General features: G+C 64.4%; 15 protein-coding genes and 1 pseudogene. 11 read left to right on the top strand and 5 right to left on the bottom strand.

The features are described from left to right. Window positions 1-7 precede the first annotated feature (7 nt). Together AB4Z10_RS04890 and AB4Z10_RS04885 are read left to right on the top strand one after the other, a co-directional pair. Entirely contained in the window at window positions 8-1,228 is a 1,221-nt protein-coding gene (locus AB4Z10_RS04890) for a M20 family metallopeptidase (protein WP_441469509.1), read from the top strand. Continuing rightward, window positions 1,225-2,361: a M24 family metallopeptidase gene (locus AB4Z10_RS04885; protein ID WP_441469252.1), complete on the top strand. Its 1,137-nt coding sequence runs from the start codon at window positions 1,225-1,227 to the stop codon at window positions 2,359-2,361. Before AB4Z10_RS04890 ends, AB4Z10_RS04885 begins: the two co-directional genes overlap by 4 nt. Before the next feature lie 165 nt (window positions 2,362-2,526). Here AB4Z10_RS04885 and AB4Z10_RS04880 read toward each other — a convergent pair. From AB4Z10_RS04880 to AB4Z10_RS04870, 3 genes and pseudogenes are all read right to left on the bottom strand, one after another. Continuing rightward, window positions 2,527-3,132: pseudogene (locus AB4Z10_RS04880) on the bottom strand (aminotransferase-like domain-containing protein); the annotation flags it as partial. 42 nt (window positions 3,133-3,174) lie between these two features. After that, window positions 3,175-3,966 carry a 2-keto-4-pentenoate hydratase gene (locus AB4Z10_RS04875; protein WP_441469251.1) on the bottom strand — a complete coding sequence of 264 codons (792 nt, stop codon included), beginning with the start codon at window positions 3,964-3,966 and terminating at the stop codon, window positions 3,175-3,177. Window positions 3,967-4,025: 59 nt separating this feature from the next. Further along, window positions 4,026-4,331, bottom strand: a complete 306-nt coding sequence (locus AB4Z10_RS04870) for an aminotransferase-like domain-containing protein (RefSeq protein ID WP_441469250.1) — start codon at window positions 4,329-4,331, stop codon at window positions 4,026-4,028. Window positions 4,332-4,364: 33 nt separating this feature from the next. Between AB4Z10_RS04870 and AB4Z10_RS04865 the strand changes: the two genes are divergently transcribed. The 3 genes from AB4Z10_RS04865 to AB4Z10_RS04855 are packed head-to-tail and all read left to right on the top strand — an operon-like array spanning window position 4,365 to window position 6,389. Continuing rightward, the gene (locus tag AB4Z10_RS04865) at window positions 4,365-4,694 is read left to right on the top strand and encodes an ABC transporter permease subunit (RefSeq protein ID WP_441469249.1); all 330 of its coding nucleotides are present in this window, start codon (window positions 4,365-4,367) and stop codon (window positions 4,692-4,694) included. Continuing rightward, the gene (locus AB4Z10_RS04860) at window positions 4,684-5,490 is read left to right on the top strand and encodes an inositol monophosphatase family protein (RefSeq protein ID WP_441469248.1); all 807 of its coding nucleotides are present in this window, start codon (window positions 4,684-4,686) and stop codon (window positions 5,488-5,490) included. The genes AB4Z10_RS04865 and AB4Z10_RS04860 overlap by 11 nt, the downstream gene beginning before the upstream one ends. A 41-nt stretch (window positions 5,491-5,531) precedes the next feature. After that, window positions 5,532-6,389: an inositol monophosphatase family protein gene (locus tag AB4Z10_RS04855; protein ID WP_441469247.1), complete on the top strand. Its 858-nt coding sequence runs from the start codon at window positions 5,532-5,534 to the stop codon at window positions 6,387-6,389. Window positions 6,390-6,499: 110 nt separating this feature from the next. Here AB4Z10_RS04855 and AB4Z10_RS04850 read toward each other — a convergent pair whose 3' ends face one another. Next, window positions 6,500-7,207, bottom strand: a complete 708-nt coding sequence (locus tag AB4Z10_RS04850; RefSeq protein ID WP_441469246.1) for a GntR family transcriptional regulator — start codon at window positions 7,205-7,207, stop codon at window positions 6,500-6,502. A 90-nt stretch (window positions 7,208-7,297) separates the two neighbouring features. Then, window positions 7,298-8,626, bottom strand: a complete 1,329-nt coding sequence (locus AB4Z10_RS04845) for an MFS transporter (RefSeq protein ID WP_441469245.1) — start codon at window positions 8,624-8,626, stop codon at window positions 7,298-7,300. A 200-nt stretch (window positions 8,627-8,826) separates the two neighbouring features. On the opposite strand from AB4Z10_RS04845, the gene AB4Z10_RS04840 reads away from it, so the two are divergent. The 6 genes from AB4Z10_RS04840 to AB4Z10_RS04815 all read left to right on the top strand — a co-directional run bounded on the left by AB4Z10_RS04840 (window position 8,827) and on the right by AB4Z10_RS04815 (window position 16,794). Beyond that, window positions 8,827-9,894, top strand: coding sequence for a CapA family protein (locus AB4Z10_RS04840; protein WP_441469244.1), 1,068 nt, complete (start codon window positions 8,827-8,829; stop codon window positions 9,892-9,894). A 205-nt stretch (window positions 9,895-10,099) separates the two neighbouring features. Continuing rightward, on the top strand, window positions 10,100-10,348 hold the full coding sequence (locus tag AB4Z10_RS04835; RefSeq protein ID WP_441469243.1) for a hypothetical protein: 249 nt from the start codon (window positions 10,100-10,102) through the stop codon (window positions 10,346-10,348). Between the two features lie 1,052 nt (window positions 10,349-11,400). Continuing rightward, complete coding sequence (locus AB4Z10_RS04830; protein ID WP_441469242.1) at window positions 11,401-12,426, top strand: amino acid ABC transporter substrate-binding protein; 1,026 nt, start codon at window positions 11,401-11,403, stop codon at window positions 12,424-12,426. A gap of 65 nt (window positions 12,427-12,491) precedes the next feature. Next, window positions 12,492-13,595 (top strand): amino acid ABC transporter permease, encoded by a 1,104-nt coding sequence (locus tag AB4Z10_RS04825; protein ID WP_441469241.1) that lies wholly within the window; start codon window positions 12,492-12,494, stop codon window positions 13,593-13,595. A 74-nt stretch (window positions 13,596-13,669) separates the two neighbouring features. Next, window positions 13,670-14,683 carry an amino acid ABC transporter permease gene (locus AB4Z10_RS04820; protein WP_441469240.1) on the top strand — a complete coding sequence of 338 codons (1,014 nt, stop codon included), beginning with the start codon at window positions 13,670-13,672 and terminating at the stop codon, window positions 14,681-14,683. 32 nt (window positions 14,684-14,715) lie between these two features. After that, window positions 14,716-16,794 (top strand): chorismate-binding protein, encoded by a 2,079-nt coding sequence (locus tag AB4Z10_RS04815; protein WP_441469239.1) that lies wholly within the window; start codon window positions 14,716-14,718, stop codon window positions 16,792-16,794. The last annotated feature ends 8 nt before the right edge of the window (window positions 16,795-16,802 follow it).

Here is a 16,802-nt window from a genome sequence, read left to right as displayed (position 1 = left end):
CATGACCATGAACCCCCGCGACCTGATCCATTCGCTCGACGAGAAGGCCTGCCTCGCGCTCCTCTCGGACTGGGCGAAGCACAAGAGCTATTCGGAGACCGAGGGCGAGAAGGCGCTGGTCCGCCACGTCGTCGGCCAGATGAAGGCGATGGGCATCGAGGCCGAAGAGCAACCCTTCGACGAGGGGCGCCGCGCCAATGCCATCGGTCGCTGGAAGGGCACCGGCGGGGGCAAGAGCCTGCTGTTCAACGGCCATCTCGACACCAATCCGGCGACCGAGGGCTGGACCGTCGATCCCTGGGGCGGCCTGGTCGACGACGAATTCATCTACGGCATCGGCGTCTCCAACATGAAGGCGGGCGATGCCGCCTCCTATTGCGCGGTCAAGACCCTGCTCGATGCCGGGGTGAAGCTGAAGGGCGATGTGATCCTGACCTATGTCGTCGGCGAGTTGCAGGGCGGCGTCGGCACGGTGGCGGCGATCCGCAACGGCATCCGCGCCGATTATTTCGTCAACAGCGAGCCGACGGACGTGCAGGCCGTTACGATGCACGCCTGCGCCTTCTCCTTCGTGATCGAACTCACCGGCAATACCCGTCACCTCTCCAAGCGCGAGCAGGCGGTCGATGCTATCATGGCAGCCTGCGACCTGATCCCGCGGCTCAACGCGATGACGTTTTCCGGCGCGCCCTCGCCCGAGCATGAATCGATCAACCGCGTCCATGTCGGCGTCGTTCATGGCGCGCTGGGCAAGGAGCTACACGAATGGCGCGCGCCGCAGGTGGCGGATTACTGCAAGCTCAAGGGCTCTGGCCGCTATGCGCCCGGGCAGACGCAAGAGGGCGCGCTCGCCGACATGAAACACGAGCTCGCCGCGCTGGAGCAGCGTTTCCCGGGTCTGAAGACCGCGATCCGTATCGAGAAGAAGGAAGGGCATCAGTCGATGCCGGCCTTCGAGGTCGCCAAGGACGCGCGCATCGTGAAGACCGTCAACGCCGCCTATGAGGCGGTGCGTGGGGAGACGCAGCCGACGGGGGCGATCAAGCCGCCGGGTTTCTTCGGCACCGATGCCGGCCACCTCTATGCCGAGGCCGGCATGGAAGGCATCGTCTGCGGGCCGGGCGGGCGCTACAACACCATGCCCGACGAGCGCGTCGAGATCCGCGATTTCCTCGACATGGTCCGCATCTACATGCTGACCATCCTCGATATCTGCGAGGTGGCGTGAGGCCACTCTTCACGCGTGAGGAGTTCGCAGGGCGGGTCGCCAAGGCCCGCCTCGCGATGGCCGAAGCGGGCGCCGAACTGCTGCTCGTCGACCATGCCGAGTTCCTGGCCTGGCTGACCGGCTACACCGTCTCCGAGACGATGTACCGCGCCGCCTTCCTGCCGCGCGAGGGCGAGCCCTGGTTCGTGCTGCGCGAGCTCGATGCCGGGCCCTGCCGCGATGCCTGCTGGTTCACCGACATCGTCGGCTTCCCGGACACGGCCGAGCCGCAGGCCGTGATGGCCGAGGAAATCCGCCGCCGCGGCTTCGCGCAGGCCGGGATCGGTGCCGATCACGCTTCGTATGGCTTCACCATGCAGACGCGTGAACGCTTCGGCGCGCTGCTGCCCGATGCGTCCTTCATCGACCTGCCGTGCGCGAGCGACTTGCTACGGGCCGTGAAGTCGCCGGCGGAAATCGCCTTGATCGCGGACGCCGCGGGCATTGCCGACAAGGCGATGGCCGCCATCGCCGCGCAGGCCGAACCGGGAATCTCGCCGCGCGCCGCGGCCGCCATCGCCGCGGCCTGCTTCCTGGAGAACGGCGCCGATAGCGGGGAGACCGGGCCGATCGTGCCGGGCGTGGGCAATCACGAATTCCTGCACGGCATGATGACCGCCCATCCGCTCGGCGACGGCGACATCCTGCATGTCGAGCTGATCCCGAAGGTGCGCAATTACGGCGCCCGGCTGATGCGGCCGCTGCTGATCGGCACGGACCGGCGCGGCCTGTCGCCGGTCGCCGAACGACTCGTGGCCTTGCAGGACCGGCAGATCGCTGCGATGCGGTCGGGAGCGCGCGCCTGCGATATCGACGCGATCCTGCGCGACGGCGTGCTCACCGAGCGCTTGCGCCCAGTGTACGACAACGTCACCGGCTATGCGCTCGGCCTGTACGGCCGCACGCCTCGTACCAGCGATTTCTCCCGTGTCTTCCTGCCGAATGCCCGCTGGCGTCTCGAAGCCGGCATGGTCTTTCACATGTACGTCTCGGCCGGGGGGCTGGGTTTCAGCGAAACCGTTGTCGTCGAAGCCGACGGCGGAAGGCGGTTGACCTCCACGGCGCGCAAAATGCTCCCGGCCGGCCCAAACTAAACCGCGACATTTTCGCCCTTGCCTACGTCTGGAGCTAATTTGTCCGACGTAGCAAGGAGCCGCGGGAGCAGGCGTCCGCTTTCCGGCATTGATCCAATGCCGGCATTTGGCGCTTCTTCGTCGCCTCAGGCCGATCTTGATCGGCGGGATGCGCTCGCCCTCCAAGCGGATCTCACGATAGGGCGAGTCCTCGAGGATGATCAGGTCATGGGCGTTGGCGATCTCCACCAGCCGCTTGCGCCGCGCCAGGCTCATGGTGACGCCGGTCGGGTTCTGGAAATCCGGGACCGTGTAGATGAACTGCGCCCCCGGATTAGCCTTCAGCGCCGCATCGAGCGCCTCGACATCCATGCCGTCCCCGTCCATGCCGACCGTGACATAACGCGGCTCGCAGGGGTTGAAGGCGATCAGCGCACCAAGGAAGGTCGGGTCCTCGACGACGATGATGTCGTCCTTGTCGATCAGCATCTTGGCGACGAGGTCGAGCCCCTGTTGGCCCCCCTGCAGGATCAGGACCTCGTCGGCGGTGCAGGGCACGCCATCCCGCGTCATCCGTTCGGCGATCTGGCGGCGCAGCAGCGGCATGCCGTTCGACACGGTGTATTGCAGCGCCTCCTGCCCGTTCTCGGCGAGCGTTTTGCGGAAAACCTGGTCCAGCCCCTCGATCGGAAACAGCGAGGCGTCGGGATAGCCGCCGCCGAAGGAGATCACGTCGGGATCGGCGCCGAGGCGCAGGAGCTCGCGGATGGCGGAGGGCTTGACCCGGCTCATCCGGGCGGCGAGGCGATGCGTCATGGCTTTTGTCTCCGGCGCTCAGGCAGCCGCGGCAGTGACGTCGAGCTCGACGGCGCCGACGCCAGCGAGTTCGAAGCGATAGGTTTCGCCTTCGGTGGGGAAACGGGTGGTGACGAGGCTTCCGGTCATCACGATCTCGCCGGCGCGCAGGCTCTGCCCCTTCGCCGCCAGCGCATTGGCCAGCCAGGCGAGCGACGCGAAGGGATGGCCGAGGACGTCGCGGCCATGGCCGCGGTCGAGCTCGCTGCCATTGCGGCTGACCACGCCGGAGACGGCATCGAGCGCCGGCCAGCTGCTGCGGAATTCCGAGAGCACCACGCCGCCATTCCACGAATTGTCGGCAACAAGCGAGAGCACGTCGAGCTCGGCATAGTCGGCCGCGCGGTCGTCGATGATCTCGAAGGCCGCGCAGACCCCGGCGACATGGGCCGCGATGCTCTCCGGCGTCCAGGCCGGGCCTCCGCTCGGAAGATCGCTGCCCATGCGCACCGCGATCTCGAATTCGAGACCCATGCGGCCATAATCGGCGATTGCGACGCGCGCGCCCGAATGGTGCAGCCGGTCGGCCAGCACGACGCCGGCGATCGGCTGGTCGATGCCGCACATCACCTGCATGCGCTGCGAGGTCAGGCCGATCTTGTAGCCGACGGCTGCACCGCAGCGCGGCTTCAAGAGCGAGACATAGTGCTCTTGCACGTCATAGGCATCATCGAGCGAGGTGATGCCGTTAGCCGCGGCGAAGGGGCGGAACTTCTCCTTCCGATCATGATCCCCGATCAGCCGCGCGGCCAAGCCACCCCTGTCCATCATCAGGTCCTCCTGACCCGGCCCTGTTGCTGCCGGGGTGAAACGATCGATTCCCAGGAGCCCTAAGCGGCAGCCATGACCTCGGCGAAGCGCCGCACGGCCGGGATTATGCGTTCAGGCACGGTATTGCCGAAGCCGAAGACGAAACCTGTCGCCGTCCGGTCCTGCAAGCGGTAGCGCGAGAGGGCTGGCGCATCGATGCCGCGCTGCCTCGCCGCATTGGTGATGGCGGCGTCGTCCAGTGGTCCCAGCGCATGGGCCGTCAGGTGCAATCCTGCTGTGACGTCGGGAATGAGCAGCCGGTCTCCGAGGGTTTGCCTGAGGGCATCGACCAGGATCGGCGCCCGCTCGCGATAGATGAGCCGCATGCGCCTGACATGCTTCGCGAGAACGCCTGCGGCATGTCCGCCCTCCAGGTCCAGCGCCTGATTGTGCTGCCGATCGCGCTCCGGCTCATGCTGCCCGCCTACAGCAACCAGGCGATCGGCATGCTGAAAGGCACCTCGCTCGCCAGCACGATCACGCTGATGGAGTTGACCGGCGTCGCCAACACCATCGTCGCCAGCACCTTCTCCCCCTACGAGGTCTTCATCATGGCGGCGCTGATCTACCTCGCGATCACGCTCGTGATCACGCGTTGCTTCAAATACCTCGAATACGCGCTCGGCAAGCACCAGCGCCCGCTCGAGAGCGCAGCTGCAATTCCCGGACAGGTCCGCCATGCCGACTAGCGATATCAGGAACTTCATCGCCTTCGCCCAAGGGCTGGCCGAGGCGAGCGGCACGATCATCCGCAATGCCGCCCGCCACAACAACGCCTTCGTCTCCAAGGGCGACGACAGCCCGGTCACCGAGATCGATCGTCGCGTCGAGACCGAACTGCGCCGCCGCATCGAGAAGGCTTTTCCGCAGCACGGCATCCAGGGCGAGGAATTCGGCGCGCAGGCGACCGATGCCGAGTATGTCTGGGTGCTCGACCCGATCGACGGCACCAAGGCCTTCGTCGCCGGCATCCCGGTCTTCGGCACCCTGATCGCGCTCACCCGCCGCGGTACCCCGATCCTCGGCGTCATCGACCAGCCGATGACGCGAGAGCGCTGGATCGGCGCCGAGGGTTACCCGACCACCCTGAACGACATCCGCGTCGCGACCTCCGGCCGCAAGTTCCTTGCCGAATCTGTTCTCGCGACCAGCAATATCGAGCTCTATGACGCCGAGACCCTGCCTGTCTTCCAGGCCCTGCGCTCGTCGGTGCATTGGTGCGTCTATGGCGGGAGCTGCTATTCCTACGGGCGGCTCGCCTCGGGCGGGATCGACATCGCGATCGACCGCTTCACCACCCCGCACGACGTGCTCGCCCATGTTCCGGTTATCGCCAATGCCGGTGGCGTCATCACCGACTGGGACGGTGCCCCGCTGACCCTGCATTCGAGCGGGCACTGCCTCGCCGCGGCCAATCCCGAGTTGCATCAGGTGGCGCTGAACCGGATCGCCGCCCCGCGCACCGGGATCATGCCGGCCGCCTGAGCCGACCGACCAGAGCATCCATTTCAGCCAGGCTAGCCATCATGACCACCAAGCCCCAGATCCGTCGCGAGATCGTCGAGGCCATGAAAGAGGCCGCGCGCATCGGCGGCGCCTCGCTCGCCGAGAATTTTGCCCGTCTCTCGGCCCTGCCCATCCTGGAAAAGGGCCCGTCCGATTTCGTCTCCGCCGCCGATATCGAATCCGAGCGCCTGATCGTCGCCTATCTCAATGAGAAACTGCCCGAGGTCGCGGTGCTCGGCGAGGAGGGCGCCGCATCCCCGGATGCAGGCAACGGGCTCAGGATCATCATCGACCCGCTCGACGGCACCAACAATTTCCTGCACGGCATGCCGCAATTCTCGGCCTCGCTCGCCCTGATGGAAGGCGACGAGGTCACGGCGGGCGTGACCTATAATCCACTCAGCGGCGAGATGTCCTGGGCCGCAGCCGGAGAAGGCGCCTATCTCGGCGACAGGAGGCTGAATGGCTCCAGCCGCAAGTCCCTCGCCCATGCGGTCGTTGGAACCTGCTTCCCCTATAATGGCAAGGGCGACACCGAAAAGGCGGCCCGAGAGATGGCCGCGATCATGCCCCGCGTCTCGGGCATCCGCAGCCCCGGCTCGGCCGCGCTGGAGATTGCCTATGTCGCGGAAGGCCGCTTCGACGGCTTCTGGACCTCAGGCGCAAAGCTCGATCTCTGGGACCTCGCCGCCGGGGTGATTATCGCACGGGAGGCCGGATGCCTCGCGACCGAGATCGACGGCGACGGTGATCCGCTCCAGTGCAGGAGCCTTGTCGTCGCCCCGCGCCAATTCCACAGCCACTTCATCGAGATCTTTCGCTCGGCCTGTGCAGACGAGGCGCTGGATGGAGCAGCCCTCTTAGCCGAGCCGCGATAACAATGTCTGGTTTATGGCAACCTCTCAATATCCGTAGTTGGCGCAACGCCGCTATGAAACGTCTCATCAGGCCGGTCCAGAATTTGCCTCACCGGCAATGTTGTGGTCGCTCAGGCTGAAAAGACAGGCTTGTCAGCAAAGCCACTATGTCGTCGCATCATGCGGCCGACGACACGGTCTCTTGAAACCTTCACATGCCGGGCCACAGCGTCCCGCGCAGCAGCAGCATCTCGTCGCGCGAGAGCATCGATGATTTCGTCGTGATCGTGCCGAACCTCATCGCCATCCTCGACTGCGCCAAGGTCGGCAAACAGTAGACGCTGCATCTCGTCCATGGTCTGGCCGATTGCACGAGAGAGCCTGCTGTTGTCCGCGATCTGCGCAATTCCCTCATGGAATTCTTGATTGGCTCGCATAAAGGCGCGGTAGCTCGCTTGATTGCCGACTTCCAACTCCACGGATGACAATCGCCGCATTGTCTCGACATGGCTGTCGGCAATGCGGGGGGCGGCAAGTTCTGCCGCCGAACATTCCAGGATCAGGCGCATCTGGATCAGCTCGTGAAAGTCGCGGAGCGTAAGCTCCGTTACGCTGTAGCCGCGACGAGGAATGACGCGAACAAGGCCATCCTGCCTGAGCCTCGATAGTGCCTCGCGCAATGGCGACGTGCTGACCTTGAAGCGAGAAACAAGGTCCGATTCATTGAAGACAGACCCTTGAGCGATCTCCCCCAGAACGATCGCGGCTCGCAGCTCCTCATAGACGCGATCGGCCAGGGAGATCTTTCCCTCCGTTTTCGCATCGGTCTTCGCCAGCATCACCCTGTCCTCTGCGGGTTGCGAATCGCGGTACGTGATGTACCGCGACTGCGTGTCTTGCCTAAAAGTCGGCCTCGTTGAGACAGCACGTCAAGCACTGCGTCCGGCGAAGAAGCGCCGCACGATCAGGATCAGCACCAACGCCGCAAAAGCCTCGACAATCGAGACAGCCATGAGGCCAGGTGCAATGTTGCCGGTGGCGTCCTTCAGCAGGCCCAGGCCATAGGGGGCAAGAAAGCCGCCGAGGTTGCCGAACGAGTTGATGATCGCGATGCCTGCTGCCGCGGCGGTCCCCGCGAAGAGCTTGCTCGGCAGTTGCCAGAAGACAGGAATTGCACCGTAAGCGCCCGCGAGAGCCAACGCGAACATGACAAACACGAGCTGTGGCGAGGAATGAAGAACGGCGGCAATGCCAGCCAACCCTAGTGCGCCCGCGGCCAGCGAGCCGATGCACTGCCAAAGCGGACGCCCGGTGCGATCGGCCATCAGCCCATTGCCGATCATGACTGCTGAGCCGATGAGCGAAGCGCCTGAGACCAGCCAGCCAATCGTGGCCACATTTGCAAATCCGGCCTCGCGCATGATCGTTGGCCCCCAGAACGCGACGGTGGCGTTCGCGACGATAACGCAGAAGTAGACAAGCGTGAAAATCCACAGGCGGGGGTCGCGCAGCGCCGTTGAAAGCGCGTGCTCCCGCTGGCCCAGCATTCGCGCGTCACGATCAAGATCGCTTCGAACCGCGAAGCGCTCGTCGTTGGTCAGCCAATGTGCCTGCTCCAGTCGGTCAGTAAGCCAAAGCAGGGCGACGAGCCCGATAAGGATGGTCGGTGCACCCTCGACAATGAATAACCATTGCCAACCAGAAAGCCCGCCCCAGCCCTGCATCGATGTCATGATCAGCCCGGCCAGCGGGCCGCCAATCACGCCCGACAAGGCGACCGAAGACATGAAAATGCCGAAGACCTTTGCCCTGCGTTCCGTCGGGAACCATGTAGTGAGGTACAAGATCACTCCTGGGAAGAAGCCGGCCTCGAAAGCGCCGAGTAGAAAACGCAACACGTAAAAGGTCGCGGGCGTTGTCGCGGATGCCATCGCTATGCAGACAGCTCCCCAGCCAATGGCGATGCGCGCAATCGTCTTTCGTGCCCCGATTTTCTGCAGCAGCAAGTTGCTCGGGACCTCAAACAGCAAGTATCCGATGTAGAAGATGCCGGCACCAAGACCATAGATCGCCTCCGAAAACCGGAGTTCGTCCGCCATTTGCAGCTTCGCGAAGCTGACGTTCACGCGGTCGACCCAGGCAAGCACCCAAAGAACCATGATCAGCGGGATCAGGCGCCAGAAGATCCTGCGATAGGCACCGTCCAGCAGCGCATCCCGAGAGCGGGCGGCGACACCCACCAATGATGTTTCGGCCATGTGAAATTCCCCTCAGCGGCCTTTCGCCAGCATATGCTGGACAGGCCCGACTTATAATGCATTAAAAAAACATCACGAATCTGCGAGGCGAGTCAAGCGCCCTCAACAAGGGTCTCAGGCAGAATGGCAGGGGGGTTGACGCCCGCAATTTTCTGACATCGATATGGTGCATCAAAAAAATATTATAGGGTGAAGCAACAATGGCAGTGCTGGGCGCAGTGGGGGATATCGTCGTCCGCAGCAGGATTTACGCGGATGGTGAAGCGATCGATCGCGATTATCAGGAGACGCTTTCGTATCTGCGCGAGAGCGATCTCGTTTGGGGGGCTTGCGAAGTTCAGTTCGCTAGCCGCGGATATCGTAGCGATGCGCCGATCGCTTATCTCGTCGATCCAGCCGTTGCAGGTGATTTAGGACGAGCGGGATTCGGCCTGCTCACGGTCGCGACCAATCACACTTGTGATTTTGGACCGGACGCATTTCTGGAGACCATTCGGCACTTAAATGAGGCCGGAGTGTCTACAGTCGGCGGAGGAGTTAGCCTCGACGCATCCTTCGAACCCGACATCCGGGAGATGGGCGACTGCAGGATCGGCACGCTCGCCGTGTCCTGCTTGTTACCGCCTGACTATGCTGCGACCGAAACACGGCCCGGTATCGCGCCGCTGGCGATCGAGCAGTGGCCAGAGATTCATCCTATCCTGCTTGCCACCGAGCCTGGCGCGCCGATGCGGATGCGCAGCAAGGTGTCCGCTGGCCATCTCGATCGTCTTCGGGATGCGATTGCAAACCTGCGGCCGCATGTCGACGTGCTCATAGTCAGCGTACATTGGGGCTATGGGCGCGGCGACCCGCTGGCGGAGTATCAACGCCCGCTTGGACACGCTTTGATCGATGCAGGTGCTGACATGGTGCTCGGCAATCACGCTCACAGCCCTGCAGGTCTCGAAACCTATCAGGGAAAGCCTATTCTCTACAGTCTTGGCAATCATATCGCCCAACAGGATTGGGACAACGCAACGCCTGATCAGCAGGTCATCTTCTCGCAGATCGACCCGTGGTCCTTGGTAAGCCGCATCCACATCGACAGCGGCGGCATCTCTGCGATCGAGTTCCGCGCCACCGAATGCAACAAGGCGGGCTTTCCGGCTCTGCTCAAGGAGCCATCGCGTGCGCTGCCAATCTTCGAACGATTTCTGAGGCTTGCGGCAAGTGAAAACACCAAATTCGAAATCTCTGGTGCGAGCCTGATGGCAAGCTTCGGTTGAGAAGTTCGGAGTGGAACGCCCGAGCCAGGCTTCGGGCGGCTCATCCATAAACGTCCGCTTGCCGGTAAGGCCCAATGTCCGGCTTTTGCGCGATGTGATCTGGCAAGCGAGGTTCGACAAACGTCCGAAGGAATGATCGCGTGGCGGCTTGTGGAACAACAGGCTCCGGCTCGCGTAGTAACATGTCGCAAGGAGCGCGGCTCAGATGTTCAAAATTTTCTTCGAGATGTCGATGCTCGCGTTCGAAGCGCAGCAAGCGATTTGGCTGCGCACAATCAGACTTTCCAAGGGCGGCCGAGCGGCCAGTCGCGAGGCAAAGTTGATGGTGACAGAGAAGGTTTCCGCCGCTCAACGGGCGGCCGGCAAGCTCGCAACCGGAACACCCTCCACCCAAGTCATTCGCGGATACAGGACGAAGGTGCGCTCGAATGTGCGGCGCTTGTCCAAGCGCTAGAAGCGACAAAAAGCTATCGACGAGGTCGGGCATGATACCGACCAGGCGATGCTCCGAACGCGGCTGGAACAGCGTAAAGAACGGGGGGCTGGCTCAACTCGGGTCGACCGTTGCTTGGGGAAGTGTCTCGCAGCGGATTGAAAACAGGCGTCGCCAATAAAATCGACGAAGACCTCGACTTTCGGCGAGAGGTTGCGGGTGGAGGGCAGATCAGGCTGAAATGGCCGGGAGCATCGATCCGCGCGTCGAGCAAGGTGCGCATTTCCCGTCCGCCAGCCCATCGCGCGCCAGGAAATCCGGCATGCAGCCGATGCCAAGGCCGGCGACGGTGGCGCCGCGCAGGGCAGGCTCATACGCCTTCTGCCTGACTGGGACATCACCACGATACAGTTGCAAGCGGTCTATCCGGCCAGCCGCCATATAGCGGTGAAGGTCCGACGCTTTGTCTCGTTCCTGGTGGGCAAATTGCGACCGTAACGGGCGAGGAAGGCGAGCCGGCCAGGACGGCTGCGTAAGAGCCCGATCGAAATGCCGACCGTGGCGGCTTCTACGACCGAGGACCCCACTCCGACTTCGACGACCGAGGCGCCAAGAGCGCCATGGCACGCCAAGCTTCGCGGTACATTTCGTGCAGCAAAATGGAACCACTACGACCCCGCCTCGGGGCAGATCGAGGCAACCCAGGCCGCAGTAATTGGCAGCGTGTCTGTCGAGACCGGATCCAAAGCGCCACTGTCCGGAAGGTCCGCTTTCTGACGTCGAGCCAGCGTCTGAAAATGGCGCGAAGCTCCAGCCGAGGATGCGACGAACGGCTGATTTCGTCGCTCTTCAGTGCAACTCAATACAGGCGGCTTCTGCCGCCAACGATCCACGTCCGGAAAAGGTTGGCGGTAGGCATTCGTGCGGCTTCCTAGCGAGAGAACGAGCCGGTCGACGTTTCCTCAAGGGCTGATCATCGCAAGCGCCCGGCGTTCGTCGAGCGATGCTTGCCTTACCAGATTGAGCTGCTTAAACCCGCGCTCGCGGTCGTGATTGTTCCGGGAAATTATGCAATGAAATTACGTGAGCTTGCCGTGGCTGCGGCCCTGTTGGTCGCCCCGCTGCTGAACCCTGCGAACGCGGGCACGCTGGACACCGTGAAGGCGCGCGGCACGCTCAATTGCGGCGTCGGCGAGAGCTTTCCCGGCTTCTTCGCCGCCGATGCGTCGGGGCGCTGGAGTGGCCTCGATGTCGATTTCTGCCGGGCCGTGGCGACTGCGGTTCTCGGCGATCCGGAAAAAGTGAAATACCTGCCGGCGACGCCCGCAGCGCGCTTTGCCCAGCTTCAGTCGGGCCAGGTCGATATCCTGTCTCGCTCCGTGACCTGGATCATGTCGCGAGAGGCCGGGCTCGGCCTGTCGTTCCCCGGCGTCACCTTCTTCGACGGCCAGGGCTTCCTCGTCCGCAAGTCGGCAGGGATCAAGAGCGCCCGCGAGCTGGAAGGGGCGACGATCTGCACCCAGACCGGGACGACGACCGAGCGCAACCTCGCCGACTACTTTCGGCAGCACAACATGAAGTACAAGCCGGTGGTGTTCGAGCAGGCCGACCAGGTCGTCGCCGCCTATGAGGCGGAACGCTGCGACGCCTTCACAACCGACAAGTCGACGCTTTCGGCCCGTCTCGCCAAGCTGAAAGACCCGAGTGCCCATGTCATCCTGCCCGAGACGATCTCGAAGGCGGCCAACGGCCCCGTGGTGCGCCAGGGCGATGACCAATGGGCGAATCTCGTACGCTGGACGCTGAATGCACTGATCGCGGGCGAAGAGCTGGGCGTGACCACGGCGAAGGTGGACGATCTCGCGGCCAATGCGACCGACCCGGAGATCCGCCGGCTGCTGGGCACTGACGGCGATCTCGGCAAGCTGATCGGCCTCGACAAGGACTGGGCCGGGCGCGTCATCAAGGCCGTCGGCAATTACGGCGAGATGTACGAGCGCAACCTGGGGCCGAAGGGCGCGATCGTCATCCCGCGCGAAAACAGCCTGAACCGCCTCTGGCGCGATGGCGGGCTGCTGTTCGCGCCGTCCTTCCAGTGACGCCTCGCGACGCGCGGTGAATGAATCCCATGGCGGCGGCTTCCCGAGACGCAGGCAAGAGCTTCATGCGTCGCCATGGGATCGAGTATGGCGTTTATGTCGCGACGGCCTGCATCGTCGCGGCGCTCGCCGTCATGGCGATTTTCACGCTTCGGGCCCGCGGCATCCACGCGGGCTTTGGTTTTCTCTGGGATACGGCCGGCTTTGACATCAGTTTCGGCCTGATTCCGTACGATGCGACGAAGAGCTATGCCCGCGCTTTCATCGTCGGCCTGCTGAACACGCTCGTCGTTTCGGCCGTGGCGATCGGGCTGGCGACGTGCCTCGGGCTCGGCCTCGCGATCGCTCGCCTATCCGAGGATCCGCCTTTGCGCACGCTGGCGACCGCGGCGACCGAGCTCGTCCGCAACACGCCGCTGCTGCTGCAGCTGTTCGTCTGGTATTTCATGGTGTTCGGCGCGCTGCCGCCCGTCAGGCAGTCGCTTCATCTCGGCAGCTTCGCGCTGCTCAACAATCGCGGGATCGTGGTTGCGGCACCGGGATTGAATTCCCTCGGCGTGGCGTGTCTGGTCGTCGGAGCAATATCGATCCTGATCGCTGCCATGGCGCGTCGTATGCCCTGGCCGATCGGCCTTTTCCAGCGATCTGCGGTCAGGACAGCCTTCGCAATCGCAGGCGTGCTCCTCCTTCTCGCGGCTGCAGCTTCCGCCGATTGGGACCTGCCGGTTCAACGCGGATTCAACGTAACCGGCGGCCTCACCCTGCCCCCCGAATTCGCCGCGCTGGTCACGGCGCTTGCAATCTATGCCGCCGCCTTCATCGGAGAGGCCTTTCGGAGCGGCTTCGTTTCGGTGCCGGGTGGCCAGTGGGAAGCGGCCCAATCGCTCGGTCTCGGCCGCTTCGCCACGTTGCGGCTGATCGTTCTGCCGCAAGCGATCCGCGCCGCCCTGCCGGTGCTCGGGAACCAGTTCGTCAACGTCGTGAAGGCCTCATCGCTGGCTGCGGCCGTCGGCTTTCCCGATCTGATGCAGGTGTTCGGCAAGACCACGCTCAACCAGACCGGACAGGCCGTCGAGGTGATCAGCATCACGATGGCGGTCTATCTCGCGATCAGCCTCAGCATTTCCGGTCTGATTCATCGCAGCGAAGCCAGGAGCTGGCGCGCATGACCGAGACCCCGGCTTGCCCATCCGTGACTACCGCCGATCGGCCAGCTCGGTCAGCCACGCAGCGGCGATGGCGCGTGGGAAGCGTCCTCCTGCTCGCGGCACTCCTGGCGCTCGGCACTCTCCTCGGCCCGCGGCTGTTTCGCTGGGCCGTGCTTGACGCCGCCTTCCCCTGGGGCGAAGCGGCGAGCTGCGACGGGCGCGGCGCCTGCTGGCTTTTCATCCGCGAGCGGTTGCCGCAATTTATCTATGGCTTTTATCCGGCCCCCTCCCGGTGGCGGTTGAATATTGGCTTCCTGCTGCTGTTCGGCTGGCTCGCGCTGCCGCTGCTTCCCGGCATGCGCCGGAGAATGGCCGTGACCTTTGCGGGAGCCGCGATCGGAATCACGGCGGCCCTCCTGCTGGCGGCCGGCGGCGTGTTCGGTCTGGCTCCGGTCGAAGCCGACCAGTGGGGCGGTCTCTTCGTCACGGCGCTGCTGTCGATCACCGCGATGGTCGTGTCGCTACCGGCCGGGATCGTGCTGGCGCTCGGCCGGCAGGCCGACAGCCCGCTCTGGCGCGGGCTCGCCAACATGACGGTCGAAGTCATCCGCGGCGTGCCGCTCCTGGCCATCCTGTTCACGGCCGTGGTGCTGCTGCCGCTCTTCGTGCCGGGTGGCGAAGGCATCGGCCTGTTCACGCGGGTGGTGGTCGGCCTGTGTCTCTACGCCGCGGCCTATATGGCCGAGGTCATCCGGGGGGCGCTACGCACCATCCCGGCCGGGCAGGCCGAAGCGGCCCGGTCCCTCGGGCTGGGCTATTGGCGCTGCCTCAGCCTCGTCGTGCTGCCGCAGGCGCTGCGTGCCGCTCTGCCAAACATCGTCAGCACCTTCATCCAGATGCTGAAGGATTCGACCCTGGTCCTCGTTGTCGGCGTCTTCGACCTGCTCGGCGTCGTGCAGCTCACGGTCGCCGACCCGAAATGGAACGGCTATTCGGCCGAAGCCTATCTCTTCGCCGGCCTGTTCTTCTTTGCAATCTGCTTTGGCCTTTCGAGAGTGGCCGCCCGCCTTGAGCGGCACCTCGACTACAACCGGACATCACCCACGTGACGCACAGCTTCATAACGCCATCCGGACTCGCCGTGACGCGGAGCGTGGAAGCGATCGATGCGCCGGAAGGGCTCGATGCGCTGATCGACGGCCTCGGGACGCGGCAGGGTCTGCTGCTGCGTTGCAATTTCGCGTTTCCCGGCCGCTACCGCCCGCATTGGCTCGGGTTTGTCGACCCGCCGCTCCGGCTCTCGCTGCGCGCGGATCGCCTGATCTGCCGGGCGCTGAACGAGCGCGGCAGCATTATCCTGCCGGCCATCGCCGCCGCTTTCGCGCAGGGCGGCATCGCCGATCTGGAGACGGGTTCGGATGTCGTCGAAGGGCGCCTCGCAACGGGCGAGACCCTTTTCGAAACCCTGCGAAGCCTTGTCGCGGCGTTCCGCTCGGACGACCCGCATCTCGGCCTTTTTGGCCCGTTCGGCTTCGATCTGGCATTCCATACGCTGGGGCTGGAGCGGCACGCCCGGCCGCAGACCGACCACGACGACATGGTCCTCTATCTGCCGGATCGGATCGTCGTCGCCGATCATCCAGAAACCGGCCAGGCCAAGATCGTCACCTATGACTTCGCTCTGGGCTCGCAATCGACACGAGGTCTCGCGCGTACGGGAAATCCATCCGCTCTGGGGAGCCGGACGGCGGCACCTGCGGCACAAGAACAGCCTTATTCCGATATGGTGGGCAGGGCGGTCGAAGCCTGCCGCTCCGGCGAATTGTTCGAAGTGGTCCTGGCGCAAACCTTCAGGCGCGAGCTTCCGGCAGGGCCCGATGCCCTCTTTCGCCTGCTCGATCGCATCAATCCGAGCCCTTATGAGTTCCTGGCCAATCTCGGGAGCGAAGCGCTGGTGGGTGCCTCGCCGGAAATGTTCGTGCGCGTCGAAGGCCGGCGTGTCGAAAGCTGCCCGATTTCGGGGACGGTCCGGCGCGGAGAGGATGCCATCGCGGATGCCGAGCGGGCTCTGGAGCTCCTGAATTCTTCCAAGTCGGCGGCCGAGCTCACGATGTGTACGGACATCGACCGCGACGACAAGGCCGGCCTGTGCGAGCCCGGCTCGATCCGCCTTCTGGGCCGCCGCCAGATCGAGACCTACTCGCATCTGTTGCATACGGTCGACCATGTCGAGGGGATACTGCGTCCAGACCGCGATGCGATCGACGCCTTTCGCGCGCATGTCTGGGCGGTGACGCTGACCGGCGCGCCCCGCCGCGAGGCGATCGCCTTCATCGATGCCAACGAGGCAGCCCCGCGGCGCTGGTATGGCGGCGCCATCGGGCGGCTCGGCTTCGATGGCCGAATGGATACCGGCATCGTGCTGCGCTCGATGCGGCTTGCCGGCGGAACGGCGGAAATCACGGTCGGCGCGACGATCCTGCATTCCTCCGACCCGATCGACGAGGAACGCGAAACCGTGACGAAAGCCGGCGCGCTCCTGCGCACGCTCGACCTTGCATCGGCGCAACCTGCTGAGCTCGAGGCCGCGCCGTCGCCGCGAAGCCCCGCGCGCCCGGCCGAAAGCGCCCGGATACCGGTCACGATCCTGGGCGGCGTGCCATTCGCGCAGACCCTGACAGCGCTTCTGAAATCGGCCGGGGCCGATGTCGCCCTGCAGCCCCTGACAGGAGGCTCGCGGGCCCTGTGGAGAGAGGGAGCCTATATCGTCTCCCCGGATCTGTCGGATATCGGGCTAGACACCGCGCGCGAGGTCCTCGCCAACCTTCTCGCGGTTCAGCGTCCGGTGCTGGCGCTGGGGCACGGCATGGTGGCGCTCGCTCAATTGTTCGGCGCGAAGGCCCCGCCGGCGGACACACCGCGCCATGGCGAGCGCGTTTTGGCGCTGCTATCGGCTGGCCCTTCATGGCTGCTGCCGAACCGCGCCGAGTCGTTCGTCGTCGGCTGCTACCACCGCCGGGTCGTCCTTTCCGGCCAAGTTCCAGACTGTTTACGCGAAATCGCGCAGGGCCCTGCGAGGGAAGTGCTGGCACTCGAGCATGAAACGCTGCCGGTAGGCGGTTTGCTGTTCAGGCCGGAATCGCTCCTTACCCATGATCCGGACGGGCCTGTTCATGCGTTTCTCAACCGTGCTGAGCGCGAATTGCTGAAGGCGCATTAGCCTCCCCG

Source organism: Allobosea sp. RAF48, assembly GCF_052114025.1.
Classification (GTDB): domain Bacteria; phylum Pseudomonadota; class Alphaproteobacteria; order Rhizobiales; family Beijerinckiaceae; genus Allobosea.
This window is presented reverse-complemented; position numbering and strand designations above follow the sequence as displayed.